This is a genomic window from Anaerococcus vaginalis ATCC 51170 (assembly GCF_000163295.1).
In the GTDB taxonomy this organism is placed as follows: Bacteria; Bacillota; Clostridia; order Tissierellales; family Peptoniphilaceae; genus Anaerococcus; species Anaerococcus vaginalis.
Genome location: NZ_GG700527.1, coordinates 116,722 through 130,319 on the forward strand (window position 1 = coordinate 116,722; position 13,598 = coordinate 130,319).

A 13,598-nucleotide genomic window follows, 5' to 3' on the forward strand; every position below is an offset into this window, starting at 1 on the left:
AAAAAGGATGGCACCGCGAATTCAACCATTTGCTCCTTTGGAGTAAGTGGTTTTTTTATTGGAAAATTTTAAAAAATTTAAAGGAGAAAATTATGAAAACAAAAACTATAACTCAAGCGTCAATTTTACTTGCAATAGGAACAATACTTCATTTGATACCAGGTTTTGTGGGAATGGTAAAACCTGATTTTATGTTGGTGTGTGTTTTTACAATTATTATTTTAAATAAGGATTTTAAAATGTCACTTGCAGTAGGTCTTGCTGGTGGAATTTTGGCAGGCATTACAACGAGTGCGCCAGGCGGTTTTGTGCCAAATATTATAGATAAAATCATTTCATCCTTATTTGTATATTTTTCTGTAAAATTTTTAGAAAAAATAAAAATAGAAAATATTTTTTCGATTGGGAGCCTATATTTTCTTGGAACAGCAATATCTGGGCTTGTATTTTTATTTTTGATGAATATAACAGGAGCTTTACCAGAAGGATTTGGTATAAAATTAATGTTTGTAAGCCTAGTTCTTCCAACTGCTGGCATAAATATTCTTGTAGGCTTATTTTTTGATAAAGTTATGAGTATGTATAATAAAAATTTTGCAAGAAGCCTAGCTCAGATTTGATTTAGAGCGTAGACAATTTAAATTAAGGAAAAATTTTTGATTTTTTATAGGATAAAAATTTTTTTAATGGAAAAAATATAAATTATTATTTTATTTTTTTAAAAAACCTTTATAATAATAAGAATAAACTTATATTAATTAGAAAGAGGTTAGTCCGTTTTGGAAATTATAAAATTAAATGCTAAGTTGGGCGATTTTTTGTGGGGTTATCCTATGATTATCGTCTTGATTTTTGGAGGAATAGTTTTAAATTATAGGTCAGATTTTTGGGTTTTTAAAAATTTTTCTTATATTTTTAAAAATACTTTTGGAAGACTTGTTAAGGATTCAAAATCTGATGAAAATTCTATTTCTCCTTTTGAGGCGGTTTCGACAGCTCTTGCTGGAACAATTGGAGCTGGAAATATTGTAGGAGTTGCAACGGCAATTGGCTTTGGTGGTGCTGGGGCGATTTTTTGGATGTGGATTGCAAGTTTTATTTGTATGACAACAAAAATGGTTGAAGTTACTATGGCTGTTGCTACAAGAATTTCAGATGATGATGGAAAATATATTGGCGGACCAATGTATTATATCGAAAAGGGAACTGGGTCAAAATTTTTGGCGAAAATTTTTTCGTTTTTTGCTTTTATTGCAATTATTGGAACAGGAGCTTTGGTTCAATCAAATTCTATTTCTGAATCTTTAAATGCTATGACTGGTTTAAATTTGCATCTTGGTGGAATTTTAATCGTTATTTTTATGCTTTTGGTTCTTGTTGGTGGGATAAAAAGAATTGGAGCTTTTGCATCGAAAATTGTGCCTATAATGTCAGTTTTTTATATTGTAGCTTGTATTTTGATTCTTATTTTGCAAATTGAAAATTTAATTCCAGCTTTTAAAGAAATTATTATTGGAGCTTTTAATCCAAAAGCTTTTGCAGGAGGAGCAACAGGCTCTGGGATTTTAATTTCTATTAGGTGGGGGCTTGCTAGAGGGATTTTTTCAAACGAAGCAGGTCTTGGTACAGCGCCTATGGCTCATGCAACAAGTCATACCGACCATCCAATTAGACAAGGAATGTGGGGAGCGATTGAAGTTTTTATTTCTTCAATGATAATTTGTACCATGACAGCTCTTGTAATTATTACAAGTGGAATTTATAAAACACAAGGCCTTGAAGGTGCTGCTCTTACGGCTGAATCATTTTCAAAATCAATTTTTTGGGGAAAATATTTGGTTTCTTTGGCTTTGGTGTTATTTGCTTTTACAACGGCAGTTTCTTGGTGCTATTATGGGCAAAGATGTGTAAAATATTTGACGGGTTCAAGTAAACTTTCTGATTTATTCAAATATATTTATATTATTTTTTGCTATCTAGGCTCAATTGGCGGTTTGAAATTTGCTTGGTCGGTTGCTGATACAGCAAATGCTTTAATGGTTGTTCCAAATATTTTGGCACTGATTATAATGAGCAAAACTTATAGGAAAATTTTAAATGATTTTGATAAGTACAAAGATTCAGAAAAAAAAGGAAATTATTTTTGGACTTATGATAATAAGTGGGAAAAATATTTTGAAAAAAATTAAAAAACAAAAAAGACTTTTGCAAAAAAATACGCAAAAGTCTTTTTTTGTTTATTTATTTAATTTTTCAAGCAAGAAATCTGGATCAATTCCGTGAACCATACAAGCTTCATCTAAGGTTTCGTACAAAGATGAAGGACAAGCAATACAACCCATTCCTATTGATAGGAAAGTGTTAATTGATTCTGGCTTTGCTTGGATTATATCACCGATTAACATATCGTGTGTGATTTCCACCTTCTCTTTTTTTCTATCTTCTAAAGCCATAAAAACCCTCCTTTATGTCTAAAATTTATTTTACTATAAGAGAAATTAAAAATCAAAGTAAAATACTAGGAATTGGGGTACAATTATTTTGGTGATATTATGAATGAGAAAAATTTAAAAAATATTATGGAATTAAGGAAAAAACTCCAAGATCTAGATGAAAATTTGGAAAAAATAAAAAAGAAAAATTCATTTTTTTCATTTTTTCTTAAATCTTTAATTTTTTCTTTGATTTTTTTATTAATTATATCTTTGGCTAAGACAAAAACGCCTACAAAAATTATAGTTTTTGTTGGAGCTTTTATTATTTCAAATTTTGTTCAGTCGATTTTAATTTCAAAAAAACAAAATGAGGAAATTAAAAAAATAAAAAGGGAAAAAATTAAAATTCAAGCTGAAATATTCAGCCTTGCCAAAGATTTAGAAAATTGAAAAAAATTTTAGAGTAAGTATAATATTAGCAGTCAGCAACTTAAAGTGCTAAGGAGGATTTATGAAAAAAGAATTTAAAGCAGAAGCCAAAAAAGTTATGGATTTGATGATAAATTCAATCTATACAAATAAGGATATTTTTCTTAGGGAATTAATATCAAACGGCTCAGATGCTATTGATAAATTATATTATAAAGATTTAAAATCAGATAAAAATGTAGACAAAAAAGATTATTATATTGAAATTATTCCAAACAAGGACGAAAGATCTTTAACCATAAGAGATACTGGAATTGGAATGGATGAAAAAGATTTGGAAGAAAATCTTGGAACAATTGCAAAATCTGGTACAGAAATTTTCAAAAAAGAAATTGAAAGCGAAGATTTAAATAATTTAATTGGACAATTTGGAGTTGGATTTTATTCAGCCTTTATGGTAAGCAAAAAAATTATTGTAAATACCAAAAAAGATGACCAAGCCTATAAATGGATAAGTGAAAATGCCGAAAGCTATGAAATTGAAAAATCCGACAAAAAAGAAAATGGAACAGATATTACCTTATTTTTAAAAGAAAATACAGAAGACGAAAACTATGATATTTATCTTGACCAATATAAAATCAAAGAACTTGTAAGAAAATATTCAAACTACATTAGATATCCAATCAAAATGGAAGTTACAAAGTCAAGAAAAACAGATGATTCAACTGATGAAAATCCAGAATATAAAGATTACAAGGAAGTAGAAGTTTTAAATTCTGAAATTCCAATTTGGAAAAAATCCAAAAATGATTTGACTGATGAAGATTATATAAATTTCTACAAGGACCAAGGCTTTGGTTTTGATGATCCCTTATCATGGATTCATTTAAATATTGAAGGAACTGTTGAATTTAGGGCGATAATTTATATTCCAAGAAAAGCACCTTTTGATTTTTATTCAAAAGATTATCAAAAAGGCCTTCAACTTTATTCATCAGGAGTAAAAATTAAAGATAGGCACGAAGACTTGCTTGAAGATGAATTTTCTTTTGCAAAGGGAGTTGTTGAAAGTGACGATATTTCTCTAAACATTTCAAGAGAAACCCTTCAAGAAACAAGAGAATTAAGATTTATTGCCAAACAAATAAATAATAAAATCAGATCTCACTTAATGGATTTGATGAAAAATGATAGGGAAAAATACCAAATATTTTTCAAAGAATTTGGCAATAATTTGAAAGTTGCAATTTATGAATCTTTTGGAGGAAAAAAAGATAGGTTAGAAGATTTATTATTGTTTAATTCCTACAGAAAAGATAAGATGATTTCATTAAATGAATACAAGGAAGATTTGAAATCAACAGATGAAAATATCCTCTATACAGTTGGAGAAAATTTAGAAAAAATCAAAAATTCCCCAGCCTTAAAATCAGTAGAAAAAGACAAAGATGTTCTTTTACTTGATGAAAAATTGGATGAATTTTTGATAAAAATGCTAAATGCTTACAAGGAAATTCCATTTAAATCAATAAATCAAGTTGATGAAGATGAAGATGAAAACGAAGAAAACAAAGACTTGGTTGAAAAAATCAAGGAAATTTTACCGGAAGAAGTAGTAGATGTAAAAATTTCAGATAATTTATCAGAAGATGTAATTTCAATGATAAAACAAAGGGGAGATGTTTCAATTGAGATGGAAAAAACTTTAAAATCTCAAGTAAATGCCCCAGATATAAAGGCGGAGAAAGTTTTAGAAATAAACAAAAATTCTAAGGCCTATAAACTATTAGAAAAAGATTTTAAAGAAAATTCTGATGAATTTAAAATGATAGTAAATATTTTATTTGACCAAGCAAAACTTATAGAGGGACTTGAAATTGATAATCCTCTTGAGTATGCAAAAAATATATGGAAATTAATTTAGGAGAAAAAAATGACAGAGTACAAAAGAAAAAATGTTTGGGAGAATTTATCCTTAGAACAAGAAAAAGAATTAGAAAGTCTCTCAAAAGATTATATGGATTTTTTGGACAAAGGAAAAACTGAAAGACTTGCTGCAAAAGAAATTATAAATTTAGCAAAAAAAGCAGGTTATGTTGACCTTGAAGAAAAAATAAAGGCTGGAAAAATAAAGACTGGCGATAAAATCTATGCAGTAAATAAAAATAAAGCTGTAGCTATGTTTCATATAGGAAGCGAAGATTTATCAGATGGACTTGCTATAGTTGGAGGTCATATCGATTCTCCAAGGCTTGATTTAAAACCTGTTCCACTTACAGAAGAAAATGGACTTGCTTATTTAAAAACTCACTATTATGGGGGAGTAAAAAAATATAATTGGACAAATATGCCCCTTGCCCTTCACGGAGTAGTTTTTACAAAAAATGGAGAAAAAGTAGATATTTCAATCGGAGATAAGGATGATGAGCCAGTATTTTTCATCTCAGAACTTTTAATTCATTTATCAAGACAATTGATGGAAAAATCTGCAAAAGAAGTTATAACAGGTGAGCAATTATCAATTATAGTTGGCAATAGACCACTATTAGATGAAAAAGAAAATCCGGTTAAGAAAAATATTTTAAAAATTTTAAATGAAAAATACGGAATTGAAGAAGAAGATTTTATTACAGCAGAACTTGAAGTAGTTCCTGCAGGAAAAGCAAGAGAAGTTGGTTTTGATAAATCAATGATAGCTTCCCACGGTCACGATGACAGAGTTTGTTCATACGCAGCTTTGAGAGCTTTGCTTGATATAAAAGAAACAAAGAAAACTTTGCTAGGACTTTTTGTTGACAAGGAAGAGATTGGTTCAGTTGGAGCAACAGGAATGACTTCACAATTTTTTGAAAATACTCTTTTAGAAATTATGAATTTAAAAGAAGAGTTTGATTTGATTAAATTCAAAAGAGCTTTGAGAAATTCAAAAGTTTTATCAGCTGACGTAACCTTGGCAGAAGATCCAAACTTTAAAGATGCAACAGAAAGTCAAAATGCAGCACAAATTTCTCATGGAGTTGCCTTAACAAAATACACAGGCTCAGGCGGAAAAGGCGGATCAAATGATGCTGATGCAGAATATTTATCACAAGTTAGACTTGCTTTTAATAAAGATGAAGTAATTTTCCAAACAGGAGAGCTTGGTAAAGTTGATCAAGGTGGTGGAGGAACAATTGCCTATATTCTTGCAGAATATGGAATGGATGTAGTTGATTGTGGAACACCAGTAATATCTATGCACGCACCAATAGAATTAATTTCAAAAGCAGATTTCTACTCAACCTTTACAGCTTACAGAGCCTTTTATAAAAATATTTGACAAGAATTTTAATCTAGCGTATAATATTACGCTAATTTGACTTATCCACAATTTTGTTGTATAATATATACAAATGCATGGAAGGTGGATATATGGAATTTAAATCAGTTAGTGAAATAAGGTCAGAAGTTAAAAAAAACGTAGGAAAAGAAGTTACTTTAAAAGCTGATAAGGGTAGAAAAAGAATTGTTACCAAAAGCGGTATAATTTTAGACGCTTTCCCAAGTGTATTTACAATAAAAGTAAATAATGATTTTGATGCAGAAAGAACTGTATCATACAGCTACTCAGATGTTTTAACATCTACAGTTAGATTACAAATAAACAATTAATTATAGATTAATTCAAAAAATCATCCTAATATTTTGAGGATGATTTTTTTGATTTTGAATTTATTAAAAAAATAATTTAAATTTTTTAATTTTAATTTTTAAAAAATTTTAAACAAAAAAGAGCAAGAATTTCTTGCTCTTTTTTTGTTTAAAATTTAATTATTTATTTGATCCAGCGTCTGAAGCAGGTGTACTAGCATCGTTTGATGATGGTGTGCTTGCTGCGTTTGAATCCATTGTACTAGCGTTAGAATCAGCTTTTTCTGTAGTTGTTGTTGAAGCTGGTGTGCTTGAAGCGTTTGATGTTGTGTCAGCTTTTTTTCCACATCCTACTAAAGCAACTGTTAATGCTAATACTGGTAATACTTTTTTAATTTTCATTGTTTAATCCCCCTGTTTAAAAAAATATACTTACTATCTTTACCGATAGTAAGTATAATATACCAGATTTGAAGAAAAATTCAAATATTTATGTGAAAAATATTTTTATTTTATAATATATAATTAAAATCTCATTTAATTAAATTTCTATATTTACCCAATCGCCTTTTCTAAATCTTGTCCATAATCCAATAAATCTTGAAACTTGATCTGCTAGAACTCCTATCCAAATTCCTTGAAGTCCCAAATGAATAATATTTACAAAAAATATTGTTGCAGCTGATCTTATAAAGGTAATTGAAATCAAACTTACGGCAAGTGTATATTTAACATCGCCTGCTGCTCTCAAAGCCCCTCCAAAAATTATTGCGGAAATTTGGAAAATAACTATGAATATAAGATAAAAAGTTATCACAGACCCCATAGCTATTATTTTGTCATCATCAAAAAATAATCTAAAAATATTTTTTCTAAATAATACCAAAATAACAGATATTATTATTGAAATTGTTAAGCCAATTTCTTGGCAAGTTTTTCCATATTTTACGGCTTCTTCTTTTTTTCTTGCTCCAAGACAATTTCCTGTAAGGGCAACTGCTGCAACTTGCATACCATCCCCGAATGAAAATGAAAGAGAAAGCAAATTCATTCCTACATTGTGAGCTGCAAATTGGTCTGTTCCAAGTTTTGCGGCTGTAATTGCTGTAACCAAAAATCCAATTCTTGCTGCAATATTTTCTATAAAAATATTTGAGCCTAGTCCAAAAATTTCTTTAAATATAAAATTTGAGAAAGTAAGTTTATATTTTTTTATAAGCCCAAAGGACATATATGATGATCTTCTAAATAATGAAGAAAAACTCATAATTGCCGCAACAAAAGCTCCCAAAACTGTTGCGATTGCTGCTCCTTTTACTCCTAATTTTGGAAAACCAAAATTTCCATTTATAAGTAAATAATTGAAAAATATATTTACAATAGAAGAAACTAGATTTGTTGTAAAGGCTATTTGTGTATTTCCACTTCCTCTTTGGCCTGCATTTATTGTCATGGAAATTACATTAAATATCATTCCTGCCATTATAATTTTAAAATATGAAACTCCCAAATCGTGAGTTTCAGGAGATGACCCTGCAAGTTTTATAATTTGTGGAGTAAATATTACAAAAATTGAAGAGATTATTATACATAAACCAACAGCTACAATCATTGCAGTAACCATAGTTTGATTTGCCATTTTTTTATCTTCTTCGCCTTTTCGTCTTGCAACTAAGGCTGAAACTGAAACGGAAATTGCAATAAAAAAGGAAAGGGCGATAAATTTTGGCTGGGTTGTAAGTCCAATTGCAGCAACTGCTGATGAACCAATTGATGAAACCATAAAGGTATCAATCAAGCCTGCCAAAGAAATAAAAAATGACTCCAAGACAGACGGCCAAGCAATTTGCAAGGCCCTTTTCCAATATTTATTTTTAATCAAAAAACTACCTCACTTTCTATAATTTTTTCAAAATTTCATTTATACTAATATCATTTGCTTTATCATCAATCTTAATTTGCATATCAAGAATACAAGCTATCATATCCCTTGTATCTTTAATTGCAAGTAAAAAATCATTATTTTTCAAATAATTTGCCAAAAAAATTGAGTCAAACAAGTCCCCGCTTCCGCCAAAAGACTTGTCTAAAAATTTATAATCTTCTTCTATAAAATATTTATCCTTAGCCAAAATAAAATGTCTGTTTCCATCTTCAACACTTGTAATAATAAATTTTTTACCGATATTTTCAAAATAATCTACAATATCATGAGCTTTTTCAAATTTATTATCAGTCAAAAGCCTTGCCTCTGTGAGATTTGGAATAATTATATGAGCATAATCTGCCATATATTTATAAATTTCTACAATATTTTTATCAAGACCACTGTAGATTTTTCCAGAATCTCCCATAATTGGATCAAGTACCATAAATAGATTATTTTCTTTTACAAAATCACAAATTATTTTTGCCTGATTAAAATTTAAAACAAATCCCACAAAAACTGCCTTATATTTTCTATTTTGCTTTTTATAAACTTCAAGAGTATTGGTCAAAAAATTACTAGAATCAAAAATTTCTATGGGTTTTAGAGAAAACATATTTGAAATTAAAGCTGTAGGTACAAAATCTATATCAAAAGAATAAAAATTTAAAACACTTTTGCAAAGACTTCCACCAATATTTCCACTTGAAAGAAAGTCATTAATGAGCAAAATTTTTTCATTATTTTTACAAGATTTCATATAACTCCTTTAAATAAAATACTAATTCATTCTTATAGAACTATTATAGTTATATTAATGAAAATAAGCAAATAAGAAGATTTTTGTTAGATTTTTTAATAAAATATTTTGAATTTTTATCCTGTTAAAATAAGGCGAAATTAGATATAATAATATCATGAAAAAGTATAATAACAATATGAAAAAATATAATAACAATATGAAAAAATATAATGAAAAAATTAAAAAAATATTAAACGATAACAAATTTGTTGAAAAAACAAAATCATCTTTATTGAAAGTTGTTTTTGGCAGGGCGGGTTTGTATGTTTTGTTAGTACTTGCTCAAATTTTTATTTTTATGGCAATACTTAGACATCTTTCAATCGATCCATCTGTAATTTTTGGTTCATCAGCATTGATAGCAGCAATTTCTTTGCTTGTAATTTTGTCGATGGATGTAAATCCTTATGAAAAACTTTCTTGGTTTTTTCTAATTGCAGCCTTTCCTACTTTTGGAATTATGTTTTTTATCTTATCAAGAATTGACATAGGAAAAAAACTTGAAGAAAGCTCAATTATGGATAGCGAAGAAGAAACCAATTATCTGCACACAATCGATGAAGATTTGGTAGAAGAATTAAAAAATGAAGATAAGGAATTTTATAATTTAGTAAAATATTTAAATGATTACGGCTCATATCCTGTAAGCAAAAATAATGATGCAAAATATTACAGAGTTGGAGATGATGCAGTTAATGATATTATTGAGGCTATAAGAAGTGCAAAAGATTTTATTTTTGTAGAATTTTTTATAGTACATCAAGGATATTTTTGGGGAACAATTCTTGAAGAACTTGCACAAAAAGCAAGCGAGGGAGTTGAAGTAAGACTTATGTATGATGGAACAAATGCAATTTTAAATCTACCAAAAAATTTCCCAGAAGAGATGGAAAATCTTGGTATAAAATGCAAGGTATTTTCGCCAATAATTCCAATAATATCAACCTATCACAACAACAGAGATCATAGAAAAATTTTGGTAGTAGATGGCAAAGTAGCTTTTACAGGCGGAGTAAATTTGGCTGACGAATATATAAATGTAGAAGAAAGATTTGGCCATTGGAAAGATACTTTTATAAGATTAAAAGGCCCAGTAGTTCAGTCATTTACAATTATGTTTTTGCAATTGTGGGATAGCGAAGAAAAAGAAGATTTAAAAAGATATTTACAAACATATCCACAAAAATCAAAAGGCTATATGATAGGAGTTGGAGATAATCCGATTAGAAAAGAAAGATTTTTCAAAAATATTTATATGCACATACTAGATACTGCAAAAGACTACGCATATATAATGACGCCTTATTTAATTATAGATAATGAAATGACAAAATCTTTAACATTTGCAGCAAAAAGAGGAGTAGATGTAAGAATAATTCTTCCAGCAATTCCAGACAAAAAAATTCCATATATGCTAGCAAAATCTCACTACAAAAAATTAATTGAATCTGGAGTTAAAATTTATGAATATTTGCCGGGATTCATCCATGCGAAAACTTGGGTTTCAGATAATGAAAAAGCAGTAGTAGGTTCGGTAAATGTAGATTATAGAGCTCTTTATTTAAATTTTGAATGCGGAGTTTATATTCACAAACATCCAGTTATAAATGAAATATTGAAAGATTTTGAAATAAGTTTTGATATAGGAAAAGAAATAAGCCTTGAAGATGTAAAATCTTATCCAATTTATAAAAAAATAATAGCTTTTATAGTAAAACCATTTGCTCCATTAATGTAAACCTAGTTTTATCTAGGTTTTTTTCTTTGAAAAATTTTAAAATAAATTTCAAAAAAATATTTGACAAGAAAAATAATCTAGTTATAATTGAATTAAGAAGTGTATGGAGATATGCCATACACCATACAGAAAATAAAGGAAGGGGTTTTTATGTTTGATTTAAATAGCTCATCTCAAATTCCTTTGAATGAACAAATCGTTGAGCAAACAAAATTAATGATTGCTCAAGGAATTTTGATTGATGGCGACACTATGCCATCTGTAAGAGATTTATCAAAAGCTCTTTTGATTAATCAATCTACCGTTCAAAAAGCCTACAACAAATTAAAAGAAGAAGGAATTTTGCTTACAAAAAAAGGTCTTGGGACTTTTGTAAGTTTAGATGATGAAATAATTGATGTAAAAAAAGAAAAACTCGAGAAAAAACTCTACGATATTTTTTTAAAATGTATTTTTTATGGAATAAGTTTTGAAAAGATTAAAAATATTTATGAAAAGAGCAAGGAGGATTCTAATGGCTGTGGAAGTAATGAGCCTTTATAAATCTTTTGGGGAAAATAAGGTTTTGGAAGATGTGAATTTTTCTTTGGAAGAAGGAAAAATATATGCTTTGGTTGGAAGAAATGGATCTGGCAAAACTACTCTTTTGAAAGTAATGGCTGATATTTTTCAAAAAGATTTAGGCAAGGTTAATGTTTTTGGAAAATCTTGTGTGGAGGATAAGCATATATTGGAAAATATTGTTTATTTGCCTGATAGGTTTGATTATTTTGATTATATATCGGTTGAAAAAATGCTTGAATATTATGAAGTTATTTATCCAAATTTCAACAAAAAATTTGCAAAAAAAGAGCTTGAAAAAAATAATATAGATTTAAAAAAATCTTTGAGATCTTTTTCAAAAGGATATAAAAATTTGATTGGGCTTTTGGCTACTATTTCTACAAATGCAAAAGTGATTCTTTTAGATGAAATTCTTGATGGAATGGATGTTTTAAATAAGGAGATTATTCTTACTTATATTTTAGATTTGAAAGAAGAAGGAAGAACTGTTCTTGCATCAAGCCACGAGCTTGAGGAATTGGCAAAAGTTGCTGATGAAACTCTTTATCTTTCTAAGGAAGGAAAACTTACAAATCTTTATCAAAATAAGGAAAAATTTGTGAAGTTGCAAGTGGTTGTAAAGGATGAATTAGATCCAAAAATTCTTGAAAAATCTGTTTTGAGATTTCATTTGGGAAGAGTTTATACAATTTTGATTGATAATAGGGAAAATATTCTTGATGATATAAAAAGAAATGAATCTATTGTGCAATTTGATGTTTTGGAATCAAAAATTGAGGATAATTTTTATTGGGAGAAGGGAAGGAACAAATAATGAAAGACTTTAAGAAAGAAATTAAAATTCTTACAATAAGAAATGGATTTTGGATAATTCTTGCTGTTTTAGTTAGCCTTCTTTTTTATGGAGTTTTCCAAACAAATACATTGGAAGAAAAACACGATTCTTTAGTTAATGTTACAAATAAAATAAATATCATGGCAAATACAGGCAAGAAATACAAAAAAGATGTAGTAATAGATAAAGAATTCTTTGAAAAAAATGATATTATTTTTGAAAAAATGGCAAAAAAATATGAATTTGGCAAGTATGATAATTTTGATTTTTCAAAAGCAAGCGAAGAGGAAATGAAAAAATATGATGAATATCAATTGAAAAATGGAGAATATTTGCAAAATCTAACTAGCTATAACTATTTGTCAAAGGAGATGAAGGAAAAAACAAATAATTTCTTTTCAATTCCTATAAGTATTACGGGTATGATTGTGGTTTTAGTTTTGGGATTTTTATTTTCATCAATGGAGCATTCAACTTCTTATTATGAATTTGCCAGAACTTATCCATGGACAAAGAAAAAAGATTTTCTAATGAAAATTATTTTTGGGCTTATGATTATTTTTGGATTTGTTTTGATAAGCTCAATTTTAAATTATATGATAGTAAAAACTTCAAATGTTGAAATTTTAAAAACTGGCGTCAAATATATTCCAGGAAATTTGAAAAATTTTGGATTTTTGTCAGCTCTTTATCTTACAATTTTGTCAGTAGGTTTTATGGCAGGAAATATTTTAGGTCATGTTGGACTAGGCGTAATGACTTTTTTCTTTATTGATATTGTAAATGCTATATGGGACAGTTTAAATATGTTATTCAAAGGCGAATTTTTATATGAAAGGTCTTTAATATATTTAATTGAAGATAAAATTCCTAATGACACATCTTATTTTAACAAAATAATTAAAGTTATTTTAAGACCTGCTTCAAATTATGATAATTCTTATTTAGCCTTGGCTGGATTAATAATATTTTCCTTGCTTGTATTTATAGTTTCATATTCTTTGATAGAAAAAACAAAAACAGAAAAATCTGGAAAGATGGTTTTGTTAAAACCTATAGAAAATCTTGCGAAAGTTTTAATAATTTTGCTTTGTGCATGCGGTGGAACAATGATTTTTCAACAATCTGTTTTCAAAGGATTCTCTATAATTAATTTTGTAATATTTGCAATTTTGATTTTTGTATTTAGTAAAATATTTAATATTTTGTTTAAATTAAAATTAAAAGTTTAAAAA

General features: G+C 28.1%; 14 protein-coding genes and 1 other annotated feature (1 of these 15 running past the window's edge). Of the genes, 10 read left to right on the forward strand and 4 right to left on the reverse strand.

Going from position 1 to position 13,598, the window contains the following annotated elements; genetic code table 11:
* Positions 1-40, forward strand: a binding site (T-box leader); it begins 229 nt to the left of the window's first position.
* A 52-nt stretch (positions 41-92) separates the two neighbouring features.
* On the forward strand, positions 93-620 hold the full coding sequence (locus tag HMPREF0078_RS00620) for a tryptophan transporter (RefSeq protein ID WP_039920344.1): 528 nt from the start codon (positions 93-95) through the stop codon (positions 618-620).
* 213 nt (positions 621-833) lie between these two features.
* Complete coding sequence (locus HMPREF0078_RS00625; protein ID WP_456061946.1) at positions 834-2,189, forward strand: alanine/glycine:cation symporter family protein; 1,356 nt, start codon at positions 834-836, stop codon at positions 2,187-2,189.
* A gap of 48 nt (positions 2,190-2,237) precedes the next feature.
* Here HMPREF0078_RS00625 and HMPREF0078_RS00630 read toward each other — a convergent pair whose 3' ends face one another.
* On the reverse strand, positions 2,238-2,453 hold the full coding sequence (locus tag HMPREF0078_RS00630) for a DUF1858 domain-containing protein (RefSeq protein ID WP_004838081.1): 216 nt from the start codon (positions 2,451-2,453) through the stop codon (positions 2,238-2,240).
* Between the two features lie 99 nt (positions 2,454-2,552).
* On the opposite strand from HMPREF0078_RS00630, the gene HMPREF0078_RS00635 reads away from it, so the two are divergent.
* The 4 genes from HMPREF0078_RS00635 to HMPREF0078_RS00650 all read left to right on the forward strand — a co-directional run bounded on the left by HMPREF0078_RS00635 (position 2,553) and on the right by HMPREF0078_RS00650 (position 6,518).
* Positions 2,553-2,885 carry a hypothetical protein gene (locus tag HMPREF0078_RS00635; protein WP_004838082.1) on the forward strand — a complete coding sequence of 111 codons (333 nt, stop codon included), beginning with the start codon at positions 2,553-2,555 and terminating at the stop codon, positions 2,883-2,885.
* A 61-nt stretch (positions 2,886-2,946) separates the two neighbouring features.
* Positions 2,947-4,791, forward strand: a complete 1,845-nt coding sequence (gene htpG, locus HMPREF0078_RS00640; RefSeq protein WP_004838083.1) for a molecular chaperone HtpG — start codon at positions 2,947-2,949, stop codon at positions 4,789-4,791.
* A gap of 9 nt (positions 4,792-4,800) precedes the next feature.
* Complete coding sequence (locus tag HMPREF0078_RS00645) at positions 4,801-6,186, forward strand: aminopeptidase (protein ID WP_004838084.1); 1,386 nt, start codon at positions 4,801-4,803, stop codon at positions 6,184-6,186.
* 92 nt (positions 6,187-6,278) lie between these two features.
* Positions 6,279-6,518 carry a Veg family protein gene (locus HMPREF0078_RS00650; RefSeq protein ID WP_019118205.1) on the forward strand — a complete coding sequence of 80 codons (240 nt, stop codon included), beginning with the start codon at positions 6,279-6,281 and terminating at the stop codon, positions 6,516-6,518.
* 159 nt (positions 6,519-6,677) lie between these two features.
* Here HMPREF0078_RS00650 and HMPREF0078_RS00655 read toward each other — a convergent pair whose 3' ends face one another.
* From HMPREF0078_RS00655 to HMPREF0078_RS00665, 3 genes are all read right to left on the reverse strand, one after another.
* Positions 6,678-6,899: a hypothetical protein gene (locus HMPREF0078_RS00655; protein WP_004838086.1), complete on the reverse strand. Its 222-nt coding sequence runs from the start codon at positions 6,897-6,899 to the stop codon at positions 6,678-6,680.
* Between the two features lie 139 nt (positions 6,900-7,038).
* Entirely contained in the window at positions 7,039-8,379 is a 1,341-nt protein-coding gene (locus HMPREF0078_RS00660; protein WP_004838087.1) for an MATE family efflux transporter, read from the reverse strand.
* A gap of 16 nt (positions 8,380-8,395) precedes the next feature.
* A complete protein-coding gene (locus HMPREF0078_RS00665; protein WP_004838088.1) occupies positions 8,396-9,184 on the reverse strand; it encodes a bifunctional hydroxymethylpyrimidine kinase/phosphomethylpyrimidine kinase in 789 nt (262 codons plus the stop codon).
* 157 nt (positions 9,185-9,341) lie between these two features.
* Between HMPREF0078_RS00665 and cls the strand changes: the two genes are divergently transcribed.
* From cls to HMPREF0078_RS00685, 4 genes are all read left to right on the forward strand, one after another.
* The gene (gene cls / locus HMPREF0078_RS00670; RefSeq protein WP_004838089.1) at positions 9,342-10,964 is read left to right on the forward strand and encodes a cardiolipin synthase; all 1,623 of its coding nucleotides are present in this window, start codon (positions 9,342-9,344) and stop codon (positions 10,962-10,964) included.
* 150 nt (positions 10,965-11,114) lie between these two features.
* On the forward strand, positions 11,115-11,507 hold the full coding sequence (locus tag HMPREF0078_RS00675) for a GntR family transcriptional regulator (RefSeq protein ID WP_019118200.1): 393 nt from the start codon (positions 11,115-11,117) through the stop codon (positions 11,505-11,507).
* Positions 11,479-12,342 carry an ATP-binding cassette domain-containing protein gene (locus tag HMPREF0078_RS00680; RefSeq protein ID WP_039920346.1) on the forward strand — a complete coding sequence of 288 codons (864 nt, stop codon included), beginning with the start codon at positions 11,479-11,481 and terminating at the stop codon, positions 12,340-12,342. Before HMPREF0078_RS00675 ends, HMPREF0078_RS00680 begins: the two co-directional genes overlap by 29 nt.
* The gene (locus HMPREF0078_RS00685; RefSeq protein WP_004838092.1) at positions 12,342-13,595 is read left to right on the forward strand and encodes a hypothetical protein; all 1,254 of its coding nucleotides are present in this window, start codon (positions 12,342-12,344) and stop codon (positions 13,593-13,595) included. Before HMPREF0078_RS00680 ends, HMPREF0078_RS00685 begins: the two co-directional genes overlap by 1 nt.
* Positions 13,596-13,598 lie beyond the last annotated feature (3 nt).